This is a genomic window from Prevotella sp. P4-67 (assembly GCF_002251325.1).
GTDB lineage: Bacteria > Bacteroidota > Bacteroidia > Bacteroidales > Bacteroidaceae > Prevotella.
Genome location: NZ_NPJL01000057.1, coordinates 107,712 through 131,509 on the forward strand (window position 1 = coordinate 107,712; position 23,798 = coordinate 131,509).

Sequence of the window (23,798 nt, forward strand, 5' to 3'; positions counted from 1 at the left end):
TCCAATCCTATTGCGTGGCAATAACAAGAAAGCACGCCTTGGTATGCGAGGCGTGCTTGAAGGTAGTGCTTGTTGTTAACTTGTCAATCCCACTCTGGGTCATTGTTGTCTTCCGAATGGTGATGGAGTGGAGCGCGTGCATTTCCTGGGCTTGCGCTTACTCCAGACGAAGTGGCAAAATTTTGGCCCAATAAATCGGATGGCAATGTAATGCGAATTATCTCCGGATGTATATATTCTTTTTTCATAGATGTGAATTTATTTGATAATGAACTTTTTGCCGTTTCTTACGTAGATGCCAGAAGGTAGGTTGGTGGTATCGTTTATCTTTATGCCTTGCAATGTATACACTCCATTGGCTTGTTTCTCGGTATAGGTGTTGGGGTGGATGGCTGTAGGTAAGTCCAAGCCTATGCTTTTGTTAACCTGCTGCGAACCAGATGGGAACAAAAAGTAGCAGCGGGTACCTTTGAGTGTGCCGGTTTCACTGACATTTGCAATCACAGTACCGTCATTACCGCCTAACAATCTGTATTTGTCATCGGCTTCGATTTCTGTTGCGCTATATGTGCCAACAAACATTGCGGTTGAGCATGATGTTTGCCCATTTATTAAGATTCTCCTTTAATATGGGGTGCTATTTACGAACTTGTTCTACTCCTCAACTTCGGCAATAGAACGCGCCATTGATAGAAATAGATAGCTAATGGTCTCTAATGGCGCATAACGCATATATCTTGTACACCGACGCACCCTGCGCCAAAGTGCTTTGGGGTTGTTGCGTATGAAGAGAGGTTTGGTGTCGCTGAGATGCCAGGCTTCGTACTCGTGCTGTCCATGGGACAGGGCGTAGTCAAGCAAGAATTCTGCCCGGGGCTCCGAAGAGTGAACAAATGGCAGCTCATCGGGTTCAAAGCCCATTGCCGTGATAAGGAAACTGCCTTGTAATGCTGCTGCCCTTGTCACATGAAGTTTCTGCAACCAGCGGTCAAGTTTGACAAAATCGACCTTGTCTCCCCTTGTACGAAGATAGACGGCAAGTTGCACGAGATGTCTGAGTGACGCATCCTGTCCCATCATTGCTGTAATGGATGAGAGTAGAATATCAAGTATCTGCAAGGTATCTACTGATGTGTCTATAGCATGTCGCTCTGTGTTGCGTATTCTTTTAAGTTGGTGGTTAAGCCATAGGTTTGCCATGGAGGCTTGTCGCATGGGAATGGCAGTCTGCGCCGAAGTCACTTCGCCATCGCCCAATTGTAGTGAAGGAATTCCCAACCCCTGATCATACTGGTGGTGTCTCAGTCCGAGGGAGACGGTAGAAGCCACACCACGGCTAAGTGCCATATCTCCCAACTTCCTCCACTTGCAAGGAGTCATTGGTTCAAGTCTGGTATATTCACCTAATGCACCAGAGCGTATGAGCGCAAAGAGATTTCGTTTTACTATATCCATATCAACTGTATTTTCGAGGATATCGGAAGATGATGGCTCCGAGAGCTACCACTCCTATAGCCATGGGATAATATAAATAAGGTATAATGGACATCGGGCTGATATGAGCCAGTCCTGCTGCGAGCAGCATCTGCACGCCATAAGGAAGCATGCCCTGTACCATACACGAGAACGTGTCGAGTATGGATGCTGCCTTGCGATTGTCCACTCCAAATCTGTCACCTATACGACGGGAGATATCACCTACGGTGAGTATGGCTATAGTATTGTTGGCGGTACAGAGATTGACCATGCTCACCATGGCCGCAATTGACAGTTCGGCGCCGCGCTTGGTGTGCACCTTGGCAGTAAGTCGGTCTATAAGATAGGAAACTCCGCCCATTTCACTTATGATTTCGAGCAATCCGCCTGCCATCATAGCAATAATGACCAGTTCGCCCATAGATGTGATACCGCTGCCCATAGCATCAAGGAGTCCGAAGAAGTCGTAGGCTCCCACTGCGATTCCGATGATAGCACAAAGGGCTATGCCCAGGCTTAGTACAGCCATAACATTCATTCCAAGCAAGGCCATAACCAGTACGGCTACATAGGGTACTATGCGTATCCAATCGATGGGTTCAATGGCTGATGGAGACGCTATGCCACGTCCCATAAAACCATAGACGGCCAGCAGTACAATTGCCGCAGGCGCCACAATACGCAGGTTGACTCTGAACTTGTCGCTCATCCTACAGCCTTGGGTCTGTGTGGCTACAACTGTAGTGTCAGAAATGAACGAGAGATTGTCGCCGAAATAAGAACCTCCAACGATGACAGCCACCATAAGCGGTACGGAAGCCCCCGTATCGAGAGCTATTCCCGCCGCCACTGGTACAAGTGCCACGACAGTACCAACACTCGTGCCAATAGAGAGTGAGATGAAACATGCCGCAACAAATAGTCCCGGAAGCAGCAAGTTGGAAGGAAGTGCATGGAGCGCCATAGCCACAGTGGCATCGATGCTGCCCATGGCCTTGGCAGACGAGGCAAAAGCACCGGCTAATACATATATCCATAGCATGAGCAGCAAACGTCCGGAACCAGCTCCACGGCTATAGATATCAATACGTCCCTGTAGCGTATGGCCGCCCGAAATACATACGGCATAGACGCTCGCCACCATAAACGCCACCGTAACAGGCACGCGGTTGAAGTCGCCCGCCAGAAGAGATAGCGAGAGGTAGAACGTGATGAACACTACAAGGGGCGAAAGTGCCAGCAGGCCTTTTTTATTACTTGTCATGATACTAAAGGCTGCGTCGGTAAAAATCCATATTCTCGCGTGTAATCAACTCTATCGGCATATAGTTGACAGTCGTTACCTCCTTGTGGAGCACTACCGATTGGAACAGCGTTTCTACGCAGAGACTGCCTTGCAGAAAGGCATGTTGGGCGATAAGGAAAGAGATAGTGCCTTCCCTCAGGCACATCGCATTGCGGTTGACCATGTCGTATCCCATAATCTGGACATCCTTGCGATGCGTCGCCAATAGGTAATCGGCTACTATATATGCCTTGGAGTTGAATGTGATGCAGTGATGGATGTCTGGATGCAGGGCAAAGAATGAATCTATCATGGCCGTATAGAGCTCATGGTCGTCGCGGTGCTCAATGGGAAGGTCGAGGTAACTCACGCGCACATTGGGAAACCGTTTTTGCATATAGCTCATAAATCCTACGGCGCGGTTTTCCTGCTGACGACTTACTGCGCGCCCGGCTTTCAGCAGTCGCATAAGCATCACCTCCTTCTCTTCACGCGCTATAAGCATAAGCATCTTGGCGGCAAAATAGCCACTGCAGAAAGAATCCTGGCCAAAGAAGGCGAGGGGTTTAAGGTCGGGAATGAAAGAGTCAAGCAAAACAAATGGGATGTCCATCGAATGAAGGCTATCGGTAAACGCTCGTGTTGTTTCCTCGTCCATCGGGACGATTATAAGTCCATCGGGGCGGGCAGAGAGGCAATAGCGGCACTGCTTGACATAAGACTCACTGGAGAAACGGTCAAAATAAACTATCTCGAGACTTATGTGAAAGTCGCGACGGGCATCATTGGCTTTCACGGCTCCCAGCTCAATTTCTTCCCAATAAGCCTCGGACTCATACTCTGGCATGAGCAGGATAAAACGATAGGAGCGGTTGCGCGCCAGGGCACTGGCATAGACATTGGCTTTGTAGTCCAACTCCTTGAGCACTGCGTCAACTTTGGCTTTTGCAGATGGCGACACGTTGGGACGACCGTGCAACACCCTGTCAACCGTACCAACCGACACACCGGCACGCTCGGCGATATCCTTGATTCTAATCTTCTCTGACATGTTATAACGATTAATCATTGCAAAAATAACAATAATAACCGAATTGTGTAAACACACAGCTCTAAAAAATGGCATCATTAGTTTTTTTTTCTTCAATTCTTTCCTTATTATATAAATTATGTGTACTTTTGCTTGATGACAATAAACAGATAATCTAAAATAAGAAAAATGGCAAAAATCGTAACAATGGGCGAAATCATGCTTCGTCTCTCGTCACCAGGACAGAAACGTTTTGTTCAGAGTGATTCCTTTGATGTAGTATATGGAGGCGGCGAGGCCAATGTGGCAGTAAGTTGCGCCAACTATGGACACGAGGCTTATTTCGTTAGCAAACTTCCCGAACATGAAATTGGCCAGTGTGCCCTTAACGCCCTCCGACGCTATGGGGTACACTGCGATTATATAGCCCGTGGTGGCAATAGATTGGGTATTTACTATCTGGAAAGCGGAGCATCGATGCGTCCCTCCAAGGTAATCTATGACCGTGCCGGAAGCTCAATGGCCGAGGCTACTGCCGAGGACTTCGATTTTGATGCGATTATGAAAGACGCCGACTGGTTTCACTGGAGCGGCATTACGCCCGCCATCAGCGACAAGGCTGCCACGCTTACCCTTATGGCATGTCAGGCTGCCAAGCGTCATGGTGTGACCGTAAGTTGCGACCTCAATTTCCGCAAGAAGCTGTGGACATCTGCCAAGGCACAGCAAGTGATGCGTCCACTCATGCAGTATGTAGATGTGTGTATAGGTAATGAGGAAGATGCAAAGCTCTGTTTGGGCTTTACTCCCGACGCAGATGTGGAAAAGGGTCAGACTGATGCTCATGGATATTATGGCATATTCAAGGGAATGATGCAAGAATTCGGATTCAAGTACGTAGTGAGTACATTGAGGGAAAGCAAATCGGCATCGCACAATGGATGGAAGGCGCTGAGTTATGATGGGCAGCAGTTTTATGAAAGCAAGCACTATGACATACTTCCCATAATTGACCGCGTGGGTGGAGGAGACTCGTTCTCGGGTGGATTGATACATGGCCTCATTGCATATGACGGAGACCAAGCGCGTGCTTTGGAGTTCGCTGTAGCTGCATCAGCCCTGAAGCACACGATACCGGGCGATTTTAATATGGTAAGCCGAGAAGAGGTGGAGAACCTTGCTGGTGGCGATGCTTCTGGAAGAGTGCAGCGATAAAAACAAAAAAAATACAATTATGGCAAGATTTAATAAAGTTCAAGTGATACAGGCCATGCATGATACCGGTATGGTGCCTGTTTTTTACAATAGCGACCTAGAGATATGTAAGCAGGTAATCAGTGCCTGCTACAAGGGAGGGGTAAGAGTATTCGAGTTTACCAATCGTGGTGATTTTGCCCATGAGATATTTGGAGAACTCGCAAAATGGGCTGCTGCAGCCTGCCCGGAAATGATTTTGGGAGCAGGCACTGTAATAGATGCCCCCACTGCAGCCCTGTATATGCAACTTGGCGCCAATTTCATTGTCGGCCCCAATTTCAACGCTGAGATAGCTACTGTCTGCAACCGTCGCCTTGTCCCTTACAGCCCCGGGTGCGGATCGGTAAGTGAAATCAGCAACGCCCAGGCTGCTGGCTGTGATGTGACTAAGGTGTTCCCCGCAGGAAATGTGGGCGGACCGTCGTTCGTTAAAAATGTCATGGCGCCTTTGCGCTGGAGTAATATCATGGTGACAGGGGCTGTAAGTCCCGAAGAAGACAACCTCACCGCATGGATTAAGAGTGGGGTACTCTGTGTCGGCATGGGCAGCAAGCTCTTTCCAAAGGATGTGATAGCCCAAGGCAATTGGCAGGCTATTACAGACAAATGTGTTGAGGCATTAGGTTATATCGCCAAGGCGCGCCAATAACCAAATATCCAGCCAGTATAGGCTTACGCAATGAATAGCAATGACGACATAAAGGCAAACCCAAAGTATGCTCGTTTCCTGAAAGGCTTTATTATATCGCTCGTCGGTATATGGAGCCTTTCATGGCTTATGTCGTGCACAAATCCCACGGCAGGACGCATAGACGGTCTCAACTCGCAAGCCTATGCCTACCATTATCGTAACCTGGACAGCACGGCCTACTATGCACGCCAGGCCCTGCAGCTGTCGTCTGACTACCCGGACGGAAAAGCGGAAGCCCTTAATCATCTTGCCTTTGTCAGTATGGCAAAGATGGACTATGACAGTGTGAAAACGCTCATTGGAAACCTCGACAGGATAACTAACAATCAGGTGGAATTGCTCGTTGCTGACGTGCAGATGATGCGCCTCTGCCAACGTAAATCCTATAACAAGGATTTCTATGTTTATAGGGAGAGGGCTCTTGGTCGGCTGCACCGGATAGAGGAGGAAAGCCGTCTGCTTAACTCACACCAGCAACATCGTTTTGCTTATGCCTGTTCAGAGTTTTACATCGTTGCCTCGGTCTATTTTTATTACATGGGACTGCCCAACCAGTCGCATGACGAACTGGCCCACCTTTCCCAGAGCGACTATCTTAAAGAAGACACCCTACAACTTCTCAATTATTTATATAATGTAGGTTCGGGAGGTATCATTCGTGCGCGGACTCAGGAGAAAGTCGAACAACTTGAATTCGAAAGTCTTATCAAGTGTTATGTCCTTGCCCGCCAAGAGGGTATCCCATTCTTTGAAGCTCAGGCTCTGCAGGGCATGAGTGAGCACCTCGTAGATACCCGTGCACTCTCCAGACTTTTAGATAATAACCAGCCTGCGATGAGTTATATCAACAATGATGATATGCCCGATTCGCTCTTTGCAGGAAATCTCGCGCAGCGTGCGCTGCATATTTTCCAGCATTATGGTGACGTCTATCAGACTGCAGGTGCTTATCGTACTCTTGCAAAATGTTATTGGGCACTCAATGATTACCGCTCGTCACTCATTTGTCTGCATAACGCTCTTGAGGAAGACACAGTTATAGAGCGCGCCCCTGACCTGGTAGCCTCTATTCGGGAACAACTGTCACTGGCTTATTCTGCCATCGATGACAAACCCAACAGTGATTATAACCGCAATATCTATCTCGACATGCAGGAGAAAACGCGACAAGACCGGCAGCTTGAGGCGCGTGCCGAGCAGTTGGACAAGTCGGCCAAACTGCTCAACTCGATGATAGCAGCTATACTTGTAGTGCTTGTAGTATTGGTAACCCTGCTCATAGTCCTTTACCTGAAGAGAAAAAAAAACGACCGAAGCAGTGATATTGAATCGTTGCTTATGTCCCTGCGTAAATGGAAAGAACTCAATGACCGACAAATGAATCGGCAGATGGAGAAGAGCGACGAGATATGCGAAATGATAGAGATAGAAAAGTTGCACCTGACGCAGAACCGTCGCCGCAATCTCGAACAGAGGGCCAAGTTATCTTTGGTAACCAGCATAACACCCTTTATCGACCGCATGCTTCATGAAGTAAGAATGCTACGCAAGGTAGGTGATACCAACAACGAACGAATAGAGTATATCGCTGAACTCACAGACCAAATCAATAAGTATAACGAAGTGTTGACCGATTGGATAAGACTGCGCCAAGGCCAACTCAATCTACACATCGAAAGTTTTGCCCTCCAATCATTGTTTGATATCGTGGCCAAAAGCAAGATGGGATTTCAGCTTAAAGGAATCTCTCTCGATATACAAAAGACCGACCTGACGGTCAAGGCAGACAAGACCCTCACGCTATTTATGATAAATACGATGGCGGACAATGCACGTAAATTCACTCCCGAAGATGGGCATGTGGAAATCTATGCAATACGCCATGACACTTATGCCGAAATCAGTATTTGCGACACTGGACCCGGGATGAGTGATACTCAGTTGAAGCATCTCTTTGACCATAAGCCGATAGTAGATACCTCCGGCGCTGTGCAAGACGGAAAAGGGCATGGGTTTGGACTGATGAATTGCAAGGGAATTATTGAAAAATACAAGAAGGTAAGTCCTATCTTCGCCCAATGTGCAATCGGGGCAGAGAATACCGGCACGGGTAGCAGATTCTGGTTCAGACTTCCGATGGGTGTTGTGAGATTGTTTATAGGACTTTTTATGTCTTTGACAGTATCTACCACATTCGGGCACGACATGTCTGATAAAGTTCGCAAATATGCTGACTCCATCTATCAATGCAATGTTGACGGACGCTACCACCAAGCACTCGTTATGGCCGATAGCTGTATGCAAGCACTTAATGGCAGACGGGGTTATACGCATAAGCACCAGACTTCTGTCGATTTGATGGCTATTTATGACAGTACAGGCAAAGAGGCGGCTGAATTAAAGTGGTTCCGGAGTGGGGTAGAGGCTGACTATACTACTATTCTAAATATGCGCAATGAGATAGCGGTAGCTGCCTTGGCGCTGCACAGATGGAAGCTCTATGAATACAATAACCAGGCATATACCCAGCTGTTCCGCCTGCACAGTGCCGACCAGTCGCTGAGCAACTATGTGCAGGTTATGCAGAAGGCAGAAACAAACAAGAATGTTGCTATTATCATTCTGATACTCTTGCTGCTTGTCCTTTTTCCTGCATACTACATATTCTATTATCGTTATAGGCTGATGTATAGGCTTTGTCTGGATAGACTGAAACTCATAAACAACCTGCTGATGGAAGATGAACGGCCGGAGAATAAGTTGCTAAAAATCAGTAAAATCTGGGTGATGCCTAAAGTTTTATTTGATAATGATGTCCGGCAGCTTGACCGTCTTGTAGTACAGATTTGCAATGACCTTCGGCAGCAGGTGGTCTATGATGAAAAGCAGCGGGATGCCATTGAAATGGAAACGGATGAGCTCAATCGACGCCAATACGAAGTGGCGCGTCTGCACGTAAGCAACAGTGTGCTCGACAACTGCCTTTCCACCCTTAAGCATGAGACGATGTACTATCCCTCGCGTATCAGGCAGATAGTGGATACCAGACCTATAGACTGCGATGCTCTCGACGAGGTGACCGGATACTATAAGTCGCTTTATGACATATTGAGCCAGCAGGCATTGCGACAGACAGAGACGCCTATGCGCATAGATAGTGAAATGTGGGAAATGCTGTTGGATATATTGTCCAGCATTAATCAGGCTCGCGTAACATGGACTGCCCATACAGGTGACGGACAATATCAGACTGTGCGGATACCCATGCCTAACGTCAAGCTGACAGAGCAAGAGTGTCGGCAGCTCTTTACACCATCGACCAAAGATGTGAGATATCTGATGTGTCGACAGATAATAAGGGAGCTCGGCGAAGTAAGTCAGGCTCGCGCGTGTGGTATCAAGGCAAGCCCCGCAGAGGCAGGCATTCTGGTGATGCTTGTGATTCCGCGAAACACCTCATTCTTTGCCAAACAGCAAGGCGTACAATCTCAACCAGGAACGTAACAACTTACAGATATGGAAAAATTTCAAGTAGTCATAGTAGAGGATGTTCCTCTCGAACTCAAAGGAACAGAAGGTATCTTCAAAAATGAGATTCCCGAAGCCGTAATTATTGGAACTGCAGACAATGAGCAGAACTATTTTAAGCTCATGAAGCAGCATCAGCCCGATTTGGTGTTGCTCGACCTGGGCCTTGGTGGCTCTACCACTGTGGGCGTTGAGTTGTGCAGATATACCAAAGAGAATTATCCAGGGGTTAAGGTCCTTATCTTTACAGGAGAGATACTTAATGAGAAACTCTGGGTGGATGTGCTCGATGCTGGTTGCGACGGAATTATTCTGAAGAGTGGCGAATTGCTCACCCGAGGTGATGTTGCCAGCTGTATGAGCGGTAAACGTCTGGTTTTCAATCAGCCCATACTCGAGAAGATAGTAGAGCGATTCAAACATAGTGTCGGGAGTAGCCTTATGCGTACCGAGTCGCTGATTGACTATGAGATTGATGAGTACGATGAGCGTTTTCTGCGACATCTTGCCCTGGGGTATACCAAAGAGCAAATTACCAATCTGCGCGGTATGCCTTTTGGCGTGAAGAGTTTGGAAAAGCGTCAGAATGAGCTGGTACAAAAACTCTTCCCCGACGGAAACCGTATGGGAGTAAATGCCACGAGACTGGTGGTAAGGGCTCTCGAGCTGCGCATACTTGACATTGATAACCTGCATCCCGATGAAGAATAGACTCCCTCAGACGGCGTTGACTTTGTTGGTGGCTTGGATAATGCTTGTGCTGCTCTCATGGATACTTACAGCACTAAATCCCACGGCAGACCTACGCTCGCTCCTGAGCGCAGAAGGCATACGCTGGTTGTTCGGCAGGTTTGTATACACCCTCTCGTCGCCTTTGCTTATCTGGCTCGTGTTGGGTGTTATGGCATATGGCCCTTTGACAGAGAGCCAACTGTTCAGGCTCCGCCGTCCGCTTGGAGTAAAAGAACGGTTTGCCCTGCGCGTGGTAATGCTCGAATTGACCATTGTCGTAGTGATAATGGCCCTTCTTACCCTTTTGCCTCAGCCCTTGCTGCTTACGGCTACGGGTACTGTCAATCATAGTAGTTTCCTTCATTGTCTCGTGCCGGTCACTTGCGTGACATTGATTATATCAGGGCTCACATTTGGAGTAGGGGCGGGAAAAATAGATGGACTGGCGGGCGCCTACAATTCGCTGGTAGCAGGATTTAGAAGTGGTGGACATCTTTTTGTTTTCTACGTGCTCATCGTGCTGCTTTGCTCTACGATAGGCTACGTATTCGACCTATAAATGGCAAATGTTTGAGTGATGATAAAAATTAAGGTCAAAACGCCTTTAGTTTCAGTATTATTTGTTAATTTTGCACCTATAAAAAACAGATAGACAAATATGAATGTATTTTTTTGCGTATTAGCATTGTTCGTTGTGGCCCTCATTGGTTGGGCTGTAGCCGAGTTTAAGGGCAAGTTCTTTGGATACACCGTGTCTGAAGAAGAAATCGAAGCCGCCCATCATGAGGCAGCTCACCGTAGCCCAGACGGCAAGGAGATGGGTATCAAGGAAGTAATTGAAACCATTAGCACAAAGGGCTATAAGTCTGTATAGGCCAGCTGAAAAGTATGGAATTGCCGAACTGTGTGTCGGCAGAAATTAGTATTGGGCAAAGTGCATCGAGACATGCATTTTGCCCAATTGTTTTTTGCAGACAACTCGAATTTGACGCATTGTTTATGACATTAAAATGGAGGAAACATCGTTAAGGACGTTTTCAAATGCAAATTGCATCGTGAATCGATAATATCCAAGTCTGAAATAGTGGTTGCCAATATGTATTTTTTCAATTCGTGATTTAATTGCTAAAAGAAACAGTATCAGGATTATTTGTGGGCCCTGTTTCGGTCTTTGTGTCCCTATGAGGTAGCTTTCAAACGTTTCGCGCGGTTTCTGAGAATCACTGCCATTCTGCTTGCTATCATTCAGAATGAAGGAAACCTTAAAACAAATTCTTTGTAAATATACTTGGAACTTTGGCAGATTGTCTTTTTCCGTCTAATACAACTTACGCTTATTGTACAAAGGACTATTGATAGACAATTGGTGCCGTTCCCTATTGCCGAACCTGCACTAAATGCTTGTTTGTGATAGCGCCATACATAAAAAACCTCTAAAATTGTGCATATCATCGATTTTTTTGTGTAACTTTGCCAAATTAAAAAAAACAGGTATAATAGGTATTAAACGCAAACATAGGTAATATGGCTAAGAAATTTGCCGAACACAATGGCTTGAATCTTGTTGAGGTTAACAAGAGCGTATTGGAAGAGTGGAAGAAGAATGATATCTTCCACAAAAGTATTGATGAGCGTGATGGCAATCCCCAATTTATATTTTTTGAAGGTCCTCCTTCAGCCAATGGTCACCCTGGTATCCATCATGTTCTGGCACGTGCCATCAAGGATACATTCAATCGCTATAAGACCATGCAGGGAATGCAGGTACACCGCAAGGCAGGATGGGACACTCATGGACTTCCTGTAGAATTGGGTGTGGAGAAAGAACTTGGTATTACCAAAAAAGATATTGACAACAAGGCATCGGACAAGTATATCTCAACGGAAGAGTACAACCATAAGTGTCGTGAAAACGTAATGAAGTTTACCGCTGAGTGGCGTCAACTTACCGAGGAGATGGGATATTTCGTAGATCTTGACCATCCCTACATCACTTACGACAACAAATACATTGAGACCCTTTGGTGGCTTCTCAAGCAGCTTTATAATAAGGGACTGCTCTATAAGGGTTATACTATCCAGCCTTACAGCCCCGGTGCCGGAACCGGTCTTTCGAGTCATGAGCTCAATCAGCCGGGATGCTACCGCGATGTCAAGGACCTTACCGTAACAGCTCAGTTTGAAATCGTCAATCCTAAAGAGGAGTGGACCAAGTGGGGAACTCCATACTTTGTGGCATGGACTACCACTCCATGGACATTGCCCTCCAATGTGGCGCTCTGCGTAGGCCCCAAGATTGACTATGTGGCTGTGGAGACATATAATCCCTATTCGGGCGAGCCTATGACCATGATTATGGCCGAAAACCTCGTGACTTCATACCTCAAGGCCGATCATGAAGCCAAAGAGGGAGAACTGCCTGCATTTGACAAAGACAAGAAGATATGCCCTTGGCGCATCGTGGACCGCATGAAGGGTACTGAACTTGAAGGATACCACTATCGCCAGCTCATGCCGTGGGTCAAGCCTTGCGAGAAACTTAATGATCTGTCACCCGCCTTTGTAAGCGATTATGCCGAGGCTCATCCGGAAAAGGTTTTTGCCAGCGAGGATGGTCGTGACCGTTTTGTTGAAATGAATGACCAGGCTTTCCGCGTAATCTTGGGCGATTATGTGACCACAGACGACGGTACTGGCATTGTTCACATTGCTCCTACGTTCGGTGCCGACGACGCCAAGGTAGCCAAAGATGCCAATATTCCGGCACTATACCTTATTAATAAAAAGGGCGAGACTCGTCCGATGGTAGATTTGCAGGGTAAGTTCTATCTCATTGAAGACCTGGATACTAACTTTGTCAATGCTTGTGTGGACAAAGATTTGTATGCTAACCATGCGGGTGATTATGTCAAGAATGCTTATGATCCACGCTTCAACGAGAACGGAGTATGGGACAAGGCTGCATCCGACAAGGCCGAAGACCTGAACGTGGTATTGTGTATGGAACTCAAGATGGAGGGTAAGGCTCTCCGTACAGAGAAGCATGTGCACAATTATCCTCACTGCTGGCGTACGGACAAGCCAATTTTGTACTATCCTCTTGATTCTTGGTTTATCAAAGATACCGCTGCTAAAGAGAGAATGGTGGAACTCAACAAGACCATCAATTGGCAGCCCGAGTCAACAGGAAGTGGACGCTTTGGCAACTGGCTGGAGAACCTCAACGACTGGAACCTTTCGCGTTCTCGTTTCTGGGGTACGCCGCTCCCTATTTGGCGCGATTCCAATCGTAACGAGAAGTGTATCGGTAGTGTCGAAGAACTCTACAATGAAATTGAGCGCTCGGTAGAGGCTGGCGTGATGAAGAGCAATCCTCTGAAAGACAATGGATTCGTTCCTGGAGATTATTCTCAGGAGAATTATGACCGTATAGACCTCCACCGCCCTTATGTGGACAATATCGTGCTTGTCAATGCCGCAGGTAAACCAATGTATCGTGAAACCGACCTGATAGATGTTTGGTTTGATAGTGGCTCTATGCCCTATGCCCAGCTGCACTATCCATTCGAGGGAGATATGGCACGCGGTACAGAAGCCGATCGTCAGGCTATGATACACTCTGATTACGAAGGAACGCCAATACCTCCAGCCTATTTCCCAGCCGACTTTATCAACGAAGGAGTCGACCAGACTCGAGGATGGTTCTTCACGCTTCATGCTATTGCTACAATGATATTCGATAGTGTAGCATTCAAGAATGTTATTTCTACCGGCTTGGTTCTTGATGCCAAAGGCAATAAGATGAGTAAGCATGTGGGCAATGTGACCAATCCATTTGAAATGATGGAGAAGTATGGTGCTGACCCTGTACGCTTTTATATGATGACCAACAGCGAGCCATGGGATAATCTCAAGTTCGATCCTGAAGGCGTGGATGAAGTTCGTCGCAAGTTCTTCGGTACATTATATAATACATATAGCTTCCTGGCTCTTTATGCCAACGTTGATGGTTTTGACCCAGAGACCATGCTCAACCAAGGCAATCTGGCAGAACGCCCAGAGATTGACCGTTGGATTATTTCCAAGGCCAATTCCTTGATTATTAATGTCTGCAAGCAGTTGAATGATTATGATCCAACAAGAGCAGGCCGTTTGATAGACAATTTCGTCAACGATGATTTGAGCAACTGGTATGTACGCCTCAACCGTAAACGCTTCTGGGGCAAAGAAATGGACAGTGACAAGCTCAACGCCTATCAGACACTTTATTCATGTCTGATGACTGTAGCCAAGCTCGTTGCGCCTTTTGCTCCGTTCTATGCGGACCGTCTCTATCACGACCTTGGTGGAAAGATGGAGAGTGTGCATCTGGAGAGTTATCCAGTGGCTGATACCGAGGCCATCGATGCCGAACTTGAAGCCCGCATGGATATCGCTCAGAAGATAACATCCATGACTTTGGCTCTCCGTCGTAAAGTTAACATCAAGGTTCGTCAGCCTTTGGCCCAACTGATGATTCCTGCCATCGATGACAAGCAGAAGCAGCGTATCTGCGCTGTCAAAGACCTTATTAAGAATGAGGTGAATGTCAAGGAGGTCAACTTTGTAGAGAATTCTGGATTCCTCGTGAAGAAGGTAAAGTGCAACTTCCGCGTGATGGGCAAAAAGTTCGGCAAGCTGATGAAGAGTGTAGCTGCCCATATGGATGGCTTGGATCAAGACGCGATAGCATTGTTGGAACAGAATGGTAGCATTTCGTTTGATATCGATGGTGCTCCTGTCACCGTTGATGTGGCAGATGTCGAAATTATCAGCGAGGATATCCCTGGATGGCTCGTTTCCAATGATGGAAATCTCACTGTGGCATTAGAGGTTGAACTGACCGAAGATTTGCTCAATGAAGGTATGGCACGTGAACTCATTAATCGCATTCAGAACATGCGAAAGGACGCTGGTCTTGAAATTACTGACCGCATAGCCATAAAGGTCAGTCCTAATGACAGTATTGCCAAGGCTATTGCCAACTACGAGGATTATGTGAAAACTCAAGTTTTGGCCGATAGTATCTCTGTGGAGGACAATGCTGGGACAGATGTAGAGTTCGATAATTTTGTCGTTCGCATACAAGTAACTAAAATTTAATAATAATAATCCAACCATGGCGCAGTTGTCAAGCGATGTCTGCGTCATGGTTAACCTAAATCACCGATGCATGGAAACTAAGGTACGTTACAGCGATGAAGAGCTCCAGGAGTTCCGCGCTATTATTAATGACAAACTGGCAGTTGCACGTGAGAGTTATAACAAGGTAATGCGTAGGCTGATGAATCAGGATACCAATGATGTTGATGATACATCTCCTACATATAAGGCATTGGAGGAGGGCAGTCTTACTCAATCCAAGGAACAGTTGGTGGAGATGGCGGCACGGCATCAGAAGTTTATCCAAGGTTTGGAGGCGGCATTGATTCGTATAGACAACAAAACCTATGGTATAGACCGTATGACAGGTGAGCTTATACCAAAGGAGCGTTTACGCGCGGTGCCCCATGCCACTCTGAGCGTGGCGTCAAAAAATGCTCGCAAGCAATAAAATGAAGGATATTAGAAATGTTGTGACCCGAGGACGTCTCTCGGTTCTGCTTATTGTGGTGCTATTGGTTATTGACCAGATTATCAAGATTCTGGTCAAGACTAATATGTGCTTGGGTGATGCCATCCATATAACTGATTGGTTTTATATCGATTTCGTGGAAAACAATGGTATGGCGTATGGCATGACGTTTATCAACAAGTTCCTGCTTAGCCTATTGCGTATAGCTGCTATCTGCATTATAGGTTGGTATATTCATCGCCAGATAAAAGTACGTGCCCGCTATTGTTATATCATTTTGTTGTCTATGGTATTTGCCGGGGCTGCAGGAAATATATTTGACTCTATGTTCTATGGGCTTGTCTTCGATGCTTCAACCCCATTTGACGTTTCCTCTCTTGTTCCCTTTGGCACTGGATATGCTCCATTCCTGATGGGAAAGGTGGTAGACATGTTCTATTTCCCAATCATCGTAACGACGTGGCCTTCATGGGTTCCAATGGTTGGCGGCTCTGAATTCATTTTCTTCTCACCCGTGTTCAACTTTGCTGATGCTTGCATTAGCGTAGGTGTGGTTATGTTGCTCTTAGTTTGTCGCAAAGAGCTTGAGACCTTATCTCTTTTTTCCCAATCTAACAAGAAGGATGTTGATAATTCAGAACAAAAATAAAAGGATGTTAGGTAAGGTGCTCTCCTTTATATCCGTTTCATTTCTGCTTATATTTATGCAAGGATGTAAGCCATCCTTGCCTTCAGACATTCTGTCACGTGGAGAAATGGAGGATGTTATGTACGACTATCATCTTTCTAAGAGTTTGGCTTCTCAGCAGGGGAACCCTGGAGAATGGGAGCGTATTTATGAGGATGCGGTTCTTCGCAAACATGGGATTACACAGGAGCAGTTTGACCGTTCGCTGACCTATTATATGCGTCATACCGACGAGCTTTCTAAGATATATGACAAACTTGAGGACCGCCTGCGCGCTGAGGCAGGCTCTTTGGGAGTGTCGACATCAGAGTTGGGCAGTCTTGGCACATTGGGTGCGACAGGAGATACTGCCAATGTATGGAGCGAAACGCGTTCTCTTACACTTATTCCCCAAGCTCCATTCAATCAGAAGAGCTTTGTTATAAAGTGTGATACCTCATATCATGCTGGCGATGCCTTTGCATTGGCATTTAATTGTAATTTCATCTATCAAGACGGAATGCGCAATGCTTGTGTGCTTCTTGCTATCACATTGGCAAATGACAGCATCGTTTCTTCTTTCACTCAAGTTTCTATGCCATGTCATCAGACGGTAAACTTGTCTGATTATGGGCGGGTAGGCATTAAGGAGATTCGTGGCTACTTTATTTTGAGCAAGAGCCAAAGCCAACTGGAGTCGGCTACTACTTTGCAGCTTATGTTTATCAATAACATACAATTGGTAAGAATGCACTCCAAGCCACAGCCGGCTACATTACCGAATGATGCAGACACATCGGAAATACGTCCGGTTAATGTGCCCCCAATCCCCCGCAAACCTTTGTCCCTCCCACAAAGCGCTTCTGGGCAAGTGCAGCAAATTGATAGGACGTTGAAGGTAGAGCCCACAAAGTTGAAATAACTCATTAATTTAGTGTCAAATAAAATTATTCAAGTCATGCAGAGTGTTAACGAATTAATAGACAGACTGATTGATTTGTCTTTTGCAGAAGATATTGGTGATGGTGACCACACCACACTATGTTGCATCCCTGAAGATGCTATGGGTAAGTCTCATCTCCTCATCAAGGAAGATGGAATCCTTGCCGGTGTAGAAATTGCCAAGGAAGTTTTTGCCCGCTTCGACCCAACTATGGTTGTAGAAGTACTCATCAATGATGGAGCCAAGGTTCATCGTGGCGATATCGCAATGGTTGTAACTGGCAAGGTAAGGTCTTTGTTGCAGACCGAGCGCCTTATGCTCAATATCATGCAGCGTATGAGCGGTATTGCCACAATGACCCATCGTTATGTAGAACGTATAGAAGGTACTGGTGCACATGTTCTCGACACACGTAAAACCACTCCTGGTATGCGAATGCTTGAAAAGATGGCAGTCAAGATTGGCGGTGGCGTAAACCATCGTATCGGTCTTTTTGATATGATATTACTCAAGGACAATCATATTGATTTTGCTGGCGGTATTTCCAACGCTATCAACCGTTGTCATGCTTATCTTAAGGAACGCAACCTTGACCTGAAGATTGAGATTGAGGTTCGTAATTTCGATGAGCTCAATCAGGTCCTTGAATGTGGCGGTGTAAATCGTATCATGCTTGACAACTTTACTGTGGCAGATACTAAGAAGGCTGTAGACCTCATCAATCATCGTTATGAGGTTGAATCGAGTGGCAATATAACCCTTGATACCATTCGCAGCTATGCCGAGCAAGGTGTAGATTATGTTTCTGTCGGTGCTCTTACTCATTCTGTAAAGGGCCTTGATATGAGTTTCAAAGCCTGTTAATCTTTCGCCTATGTATCGTTATATCATAGCATTCATCTTCTCATTGGTGAGTGCAGGCAGTATGGCCTGTACCAATTTTATAGTGGGAAAACAGGCTTCTACCGATGGTTCGGTCATCTGCACTTATAATGCCGATGATTATGGCATGTTCATCAATCTTGCCCACTATCCTGCGGGAATTCATCCCAAGGGAACTATGCGCCAGATTTATGATTGGGACAATGGTGAATATCATGGAGCCATCCCCGAGGCACCTGTTACATATAATGTGATTGGCAATATCAACGAATATCAGGTTACTATTGGCGAAACCACCTATGGTGGACGTGAAGAGATGATAGACCCTACCGGTATTCTTGATTATGGTAGCCTTATATACATCGCGCTTCAGCGTAGCCGTACGGCCCGCGAAGCTATTGAGGTAATGACTACGCTGGCAGAGACTTACGGCTTCAATAGTAGTGGCGAGACATTTACCATCTGTGACCCCAACGAGGCCTGGATTATGGAGATGATGGGCAAGGGACCTGGTTCCAAGAGCGTGGTTTGGGTGGCTATGCGTATTCCCGACAATGCCATTTGTGCCCATGCCAACCAGAGCCGCATAGGCAAATTCAATATGAAGGACAAGAAGAATGTCCTTTATTCCAAGGATGTAATCAGCTTTGCTCGTTCTAAGGGATGGTTTACTGGCAAGGACGCCGATTTCTCTTGGAAGTGGGTATATGCAGCTCCCGATTTCGGCGGGCGCCGATTCTGCGACGCACGCGTTTGGAGTTTCTTCCGTCATTTTGACAAGGGCTTCGACCGTTATCTCCCATGGGCATTGGGTAAAGATAAAGATGCCGAAGATATGCCTTTGTGGATTGTTCCCGACCACAAGGTCTCTGTCCAGGAGGTGCAGGCATGTATGCGAGACCATTACGAAGGCACTCCTCTTGCCACCGATACTCTTGATATGGGTGGCGGTATCTGGCAGATGCCTTATCGTCCCACTCCGTTGTCATATACGGTTGATGGCGTCAAGTATTTCAATGAGCGCCCGACCAGTACCCAGCAGTCTGCTTTCAGTTATGTCAGCCAGATGCGCTCGTGGTTGCCTCGTGAGATTGGAGGCGTTATATGGTGGGGTAACGATGATGGCAATATGATAGCCTATACTCCCATATATTGTGGCAATACCGTGCAGCCCGAGTGTTATAATACGCCTGGAGCTGATGCTGTTACATTCTCAGACCGCAATGCTTATTGGGTTTGCAACTGGGTAAGCAATATGGTTTATCCCCGTTATAGCCAGATGTTCCCCACTTTGCGTGAGGTGCGTGACAGTTTGGAGAATAGTTATTTTGCTCAGCAAAAGAGTGTTGAAGACGAAGCCCTCACCTTATATAATAAGGATAAGGCTGCTGCTCTCAAATATCTCAACGATTATAGCAACACTCAGGCTCAGAACATGCTTGCTACATGGCGTGAACTTGCTACTTTCCTCATTGTTAAATACAATGATATGGTTGTCAAGCCCACCGAAGGACGTACTTTCCTGCGTACCAAGACAGGATTGGGAGCCCGTGTAAAGCGAGAGGGTTATCCTGAACAGTTTGCCCGCCAGTTTGTCAAGACTACAGGGACGAAGTTCCAGTCTCCAGAGTAGTCTGATAAAAAAATCATATAACCTTGCAATTGTTACAGATTGCAAGGTTTTTTATTTCATTATGTTCATATTCATTTCTTCCATGTTTATTTTTTTATCAGCTGTTAAAGAAATGAAAACATTGCTTCGCCTAATTGGAAAAAATACCGTAACTTTGCAAATATATAATAATAAACAAGTTACTCATGGGTATTTTTGATTTTTTTAGCAAGAAGAAGAAGGAAACACTGGATCAGGGATTAGAGAAAACCAAGCAGAGTGTCTTTGAGAAGATTTCGCGCGCCGTTGCCGGAAAATCCAAAGTTGACGACGAGGTTCTCGATGATTTGGAGGAAGTGCTGATAACCTCTGATGTGGGTGTCGATACGACCATTAAGATTATTGACCGCATCCAGCAGCGTGCCGCACGCGACAAGTATGTCTCTACCTCCGAACTGAATGCCATCCTTCGTGACGAAATCGCAACTCTGCTTGCTGAGAATGATAAGGATAGTTTTGCAAATTGGGATCTTCCTGGCGACCATAAGCCCTATGTTATTTTGGTTGTCGGAGTCAATGGTGTGGGCAAGACCACTACCATAGGCAAGTTGGCCTACCAATTCAAGCATGCTGGCAAGAAAGTTTATCTTGGTGCTGCCGATACGTTCCGTGCCGCTGCTGTTGAGCAGTTGCAGATATGGGGCGACCGGGTAGGAGTTCCTGTTATCAAGCAGCAGATGGGTGCAGACCCCGCTTCCGTTGCTTTCGACACTCTTCAGAGTGCCAAGGCCAACGATGCCGATGTAGTGCTTATTGATACGGCAGGCCGCCTTCACAATAAGGTGGGCTTGATGAACGAGCTCAAGAAAATCAAGGACGTAATGAAGAAGATTCTTCCCCAGGCACCCGACGAGGTAATGCTTGTCCTTGACGGAAGTACAGGTCAGAATGCCTTTGAGCAGGCTAAGCAGTTCAGTGCGGTCACCCAGATTACCAGCCTTGCCATTACCAAACTTGACGGCACAGCCAAAGGTGGCGTTGTTATAGGAATCTCAGACCAGCTCAAAGTGCCTGTGAAGTTCATCGGACTTGGTGAGAAGATGGAAGACCTGCAACTATTTGACCGTAAGGAGTTCGTTGATTCTTTGTTTAAGTAAAACAGGCAAGAGTAACATGAAAAAGAATCATATCGACTTCATCACCATGGGATGCTCCAAGAATCTTGTAGATTCAGAGAGCCTGATGCGTCGGCTGGAGTCCAACGGCTATCATTGCACGCACGACCCTAAGCATCCTTCGGGCGAGATTGCCATAATCAACACTTGTGGCTTTATTGGCGATGCCAAGGAAGAGAGCGTCAATATGATATTGGAATATGCCCAGCGTAAGCAGCAGGGTAAGTTGTCACGCCTCTATGTCATGGGCTGCCTTTCGCAGCGATATCTGGATGACCTTGAGGCCGAAATACCTGAAGTGGACAAATATTATGGCAAGTTCAATTTCAATCAGTTGATTGCCGACTTAGGTCCGGCAGAGGGTTCTGTTCAGGCTGGTCCCGATTCGCTTCCGGTTCGCCATCTTACCACCCCTCACCATTATGCTTATGTCAAGATAGCCGAAGGATGCGACCGTCGTTGTGCCTATTGTGCTATCCCGCTTATTACCGGCAAGCACCATTCGCGTCCTAAGCAGGAAATCTTGGATGAGATACGTTCGCTTGTTGCCGGTGGCACCTGCGAGTTTCAGATTATTGAGCAGGAATTGACTTATTATGGCGTAGATATCGATGGCAAGCGTCATATTGCAGATTTGATAGAGGACATTGCCAATATCAAAGGCGTCAAATGGATTCGTCTCCATTATGCCTATCCCAATCAGTTCCCAATGGAGCTGCTTGATGTGATGGCCCGCCACGACAACGTCTGCAAATATCTCGATATCGCCCTACAGCATATATCCGACCACATGCTTGAGCGCATGCACCGCCATGTCTCCAAGCAGGAAACCATCGACCTCGTGAAGGCCATCCGCCAGCGCGTGCCTGGTATTCATTTGCGTACCACGCTCATGGTCGGATTTCCAGGTGAAACCGATGAAGATTTCAATGAACTTGTCGAGTTTGTGCGTTTGGCACGCTTTGAAAGGATGGGCGCCTTTGCTTATTCAGAAGAAGAGGGGACATATAGTGCCCAGCACTATGCCGACGATGTTGCACCAGAGGTCAAGGAGCAGCGACTTGCCCAGCTTATGGCCGTGCAGCAGGATATAAGTGAAGAGATTGAGGCCGCCAAGGTTGGACGTGTCATGCAAGTGATTATTGACCGCAAGGAGGGTGGCTATTATATAGGCCGCACAGAGTTCTGTTCGCCCGAAGTTGACCCCGAAGTTCTCATTCGTGCGTTACGCCCATTGCGTGTAGGCCGTTTCTATCAAGTAAGAATTACAGACTCCGACGAGTTTGATTTGTATGGCGAAGTAGTATGAACAACAAGGAATTTATTGCAGCTCTGTCACAACGCAGCGGATATACCCAGACCGATACACAGCGGTTGGTTAATTCGCTTATTGACGAGATGGCCAACTGTTTTGGCGAAGGTGAAGTCGTTTCCATTCCGTTTTTCGGGTCGTTTGAGGTAAAGAAACGTTTGGAGCGCGTTGTTGTCAACCCTTCGTCGGGTGTGCGCATGCTGGTTCCCCCTAAACTTGTTTTGGGATTCAAGCCCGCTGCATCGGTTAAGGAACAATTAAAATACGGAGGAGGAAGCGATGAGTAAAGTTGGCATAAAGGAGCTGGCAACCATTCTTGCCAAGAAGCGCAAACTTGATTCCGAGGCAGCTCTTGCGTTTGTCGAGAGCTTCTTTGACGTCCTCTGCGACAGCCTCCGTGATGAAAAGATGGTAAAGGTCAAAGGGCTTGGCACATTCAAGGTGGTGCCAGTCAGTGCCCGCAAGAGCGTTGATGTCAATACTGGCGAATCTATCGAGATTTCCGGCCGTGACAAGATTTCCTTTACCCCAGATACAACCCTTCGAGATTTGGTTAACCGCCCATTTGCGCAGTTTGAAACCGTGATGGTCAATGAAGGAGTTGACTTTACCGCTATAGACGAAGCCGCCAATATGTCACAAAGCGAGGCTGATGTGGATGAGCCTGAAACCGCTGCACATAGCGTAGAACCTTTGCCTGTTGAGACCCAATCACAGGTAAATCCCGAGGCCGAAGAACCAAAGACCGTCGCAGAACCGCAAACTCCGCAGATTGACGAAGTGATAGAAGGTGCCGAGCAAGCGGTGGAAGAGGCAGAGGAAGTGGGAGAAGATACCTCTGAGTCCCAGGAGGCAGCCCCTGCTTGTCAACCGGAAAAGGAAGATGCCAAGGCAGAAAACATAGAAACTGTTCCCGAACCTGTAGAGGTACCCGCCGTTGAAGCGGTCGAGCCTACGCCCATGCCCGTCACTGGGGTTGATGACAGTGCCAAAATGCTTAGCGAAGTCTTGCGCAAACAGAACGAACAACTGTCTGAAGCTAACGACCTCCTGCGTGAACAGTTGGAACGTTCCCATCACCTTATGCGCCTGATAGGCATCGCCGTCGTGGTCGTATTGCTTTTGGTCCTTGGCGGTGGTTATTATATATTTACCAACTTCAGTTCTTTTGCTCGTCTCGCCAATACGGCCACGACGCCTCAGGTTGCCGTTGTTGCCAATCCACAATCCACAGCCAAAGATACGGTTCCCGTCAAGGTTGTCGAGCAGCAGCCAGCGGTCGATGTGCTGCATAAGGACACCACCAAGCATGTGGCTGCAAAAAAAGAAGACAAGCCTGCAGCTGAGCCTCAGCCCATGACCGAGTATAACAATGATGCCCGAGTGCGCACTGGAGCTTATAATATAATAGGTGTAAAAACGACCGTAAAAGTTCGTGCTGGGCAGAGCCTCGCATCGATTAGCAAGTATTATCTTGGTCCGGGCATGGAGTGTTATGTAGAGGCGATAAATGGCACGCGTGAAGTCAAGGAAGGACAGATGATTAAGATTCCCGAGCTTAAAATAAAGCGGAGATAGTTTGCTCCTTACAAAA

Annotated in this window: 20 protein-coding genes; 16 read left to right on the forward strand and 4 right to left on the reverse strand. The window is 46.8% G+C overall.

Translation table 11 applies throughout. The features are described from left to right. Window positions 1-258 precede the first annotated feature (258 nt). From CIK92_RS09385 to CIK92_RS09400, 4 genes are all read right to left on the reverse strand, one after another. Window positions 259-582: a hypothetical protein gene (locus CIK92_RS09385; protein ID WP_094387476.1), complete on the reverse strand. Its 324-nt coding sequence runs from the start codon at window positions 580-582 to the stop codon at window positions 259-261. Window positions 583-654: 72 nt separating this feature from the next. After that, window positions 655-1,455 carry a hypothetical protein gene (locus CIK92_RS09390; protein ID WP_094387123.1) on the reverse strand — a complete coding sequence of 267 codons (801 nt, stop codon included), beginning with the start codon at window positions 1,453-1,455 and terminating at the stop codon, window positions 655-657. 1 nt (window position 1,456) lies between these two features. Continuing rightward, window positions 1,457-2,740 carry a Na+/H+ antiporter NhaC family protein gene (locus CIK92_RS09395; RefSeq protein WP_094388921.1) on the reverse strand — a complete coding sequence of 428 codons (1,284 nt, stop codon included), beginning with the start codon at window positions 2,738-2,740 and terminating at the stop codon, window positions 1,457-1,459. 4 nt (window positions 2,741-2,744) lie between these two features. After that, window positions 2,745-3,812 carry a LacI family DNA-binding transcriptional regulator gene (locus tag CIK92_RS09400; RefSeq protein ID WP_094388922.1) on the reverse strand — a complete coding sequence of 356 codons (1,068 nt, stop codon included), beginning with the start codon at window positions 3,810-3,812 and terminating at the stop codon, window positions 2,745-2,747. Between the two features lie 168 nt (window positions 3,813-3,980). Here CIK92_RS09400 and CIK92_RS09405 point away from each other — a divergent pair, with 168 nt between their 5' ends. The 16 genes from CIK92_RS09405 (at window position 3,981) to CIK92_RS09480 (ending at window position 23,782) form a co-directional block, all read left to right on the forward strand. Then, entirely contained in the window at window positions 3,981-5,006 is a 1,026-nt protein-coding gene (locus tag CIK92_RS09405; protein WP_022311475.1) for a sugar kinase, read from the forward strand. Between the two features lie 19 nt (window positions 5,007-5,025). Further along, complete coding sequence (locus CIK92_RS09410) at window positions 5,026-5,697, forward strand: bifunctional 4-hydroxy-2-oxoglutarate aldolase/2-dehydro-3-deoxy-phosphogluconate aldolase (RefSeq protein WP_094387140.1); 672 nt, start codon at window positions 5,026-5,028, stop codon at window positions 5,695-5,697. A 30-nt stretch (window positions 5,698-5,727) separates the two neighbouring features. After that, window positions 5,728-9,243, forward strand: coding sequence for a DUF5112 domain-containing protein (locus tag CIK92_RS09415; protein WP_254046048.1), 3,516 nt, complete (start codon window positions 5,728-5,730; stop codon window positions 9,241-9,243). Window positions 9,244-9,255: 12 nt separating this feature from the next. Further along, entirely contained in the window at window positions 9,256-9,978 is a 723-nt protein-coding gene (locus CIK92_RS09420; protein WP_094387126.1) for a DUF5932 domain-containing protein, read from the forward strand. Beyond that, complete coding sequence (locus CIK92_RS09425) at window positions 9,968-10,558, forward strand: AbgT family transporter (RefSeq protein WP_094387127.1); 591 nt, start codon at window positions 9,968-9,970, stop codon at window positions 10,556-10,558. The genes CIK92_RS09420 and CIK92_RS09425 overlap by 11 nt, the downstream gene beginning before the upstream one ends. Window positions 10,559-10,657: 99 nt before the next feature. Continuing rightward, on the forward strand, window positions 10,658-10,873 hold the full coding sequence (locus tag CIK92_RS09430; protein ID WP_022311470.1) for a hypothetical protein: 216 nt from the start codon (window positions 10,658-10,660) through the stop codon (window positions 10,871-10,873). Between the two features lie 650 nt (window positions 10,874-11,523). Continuing rightward, the gene (ileS, locus tag CIK92_RS09435) at window positions 11,524-15,141 is read left to right on the forward strand and encodes an isoleucine--tRNA ligase (protein WP_094388923.1); all 3,618 of its coding nucleotides are present in this window, start codon (window positions 11,524-11,526) and stop codon (window positions 15,139-15,141) included. Between the two features lie 70 nt (window positions 15,142-15,211). After that, the gene (locus tag CIK92_RS09440) at window positions 15,212-15,592 is read left to right on the forward strand and encodes a molecular chaperone DnaK (protein ID WP_094387130.1); all 381 of its coding nucleotides are present in this window, start codon (window positions 15,212-15,214) and stop codon (window positions 15,590-15,592) included. Window position 15,593: 1 nt separating this feature from the next. After that, window positions 15,594-16,262 (forward strand): lipoprotein signal peptidase, encoded by a 669-nt coding sequence (locus CIK92_RS09445; protein WP_094388924.1) that lies wholly within the window; start codon window positions 15,594-15,596, stop codon window positions 16,260-16,262. Window positions 16,263-16,317: 55 nt separating this feature from the next. Continuing rightward, window positions 16,318-17,202, forward strand: coding sequence for a DUF4296 domain-containing protein (locus CIK92_RS09450; protein WP_256387333.1), 885 nt, complete (start codon window positions 16,318-16,320; stop codon window positions 17,200-17,202). Window positions 17,203-17,238: 36 nt separating this feature from the next. Further along, window positions 17,239-18,087, forward strand: coding sequence for a carboxylating nicotinate-nucleotide diphosphorylase (gene nadC, locus CIK92_RS09455; protein WP_022311465.1), 849 nt, complete (start codon window positions 17,239-17,241; stop codon window positions 18,085-18,087). Between the two features lie 61 nt (window positions 18,088-18,148). Continuing rightward, complete coding sequence (locus tag CIK92_RS09460) at window positions 18,149-19,738, forward strand: dipeptidase (protein ID WP_371591407.1); 1,590 nt, start codon at window positions 18,149-18,151, stop codon at window positions 19,736-19,738. 185 nt (window positions 19,739-19,923) lie between these two features. Then, on the forward strand, window positions 19,924-20,874 hold the full coding sequence (ftsY, locus tag CIK92_RS09465) for a signal recognition particle-docking protein FtsY (RefSeq protein ID WP_094387134.1): 951 nt from the start codon (window positions 19,924-19,926) through the stop codon (window positions 20,872-20,874). Window positions 20,875-20,890: 16 nt separating this feature from the next. Beyond that, window positions 20,891-22,201: a 30S ribosomal protein S12 methylthiotransferase RimO gene (gene rimO / locus CIK92_RS09470; protein ID WP_094388927.1), complete on the forward strand. Its 1,311-nt coding sequence runs from the start codon at window positions 20,891-20,893 to the stop codon at window positions 22,199-22,201. Then, window positions 22,198-22,491 (forward strand): HU family DNA-binding protein, encoded by a 294-nt coding sequence (locus CIK92_RS09475; protein WP_022311461.1) that lies wholly within the window; start codon window positions 22,198-22,200, stop codon window positions 22,489-22,491. The genes rimO and CIK92_RS09475 overlap by 4 nt, the downstream gene beginning before the upstream one ends. Then, a complete protein-coding gene (locus tag CIK92_RS09480; RefSeq protein WP_094388928.1) occupies window positions 22,484-23,782 on the forward strand; it encodes an HU family DNA-binding protein in 1,299 nt (432 codons plus the stop codon). Before CIK92_RS09475 ends, CIK92_RS09480 begins: the two co-directional genes overlap by 8 nt. Window positions 23,783-23,798: the final 16 nt, after the last annotated feature.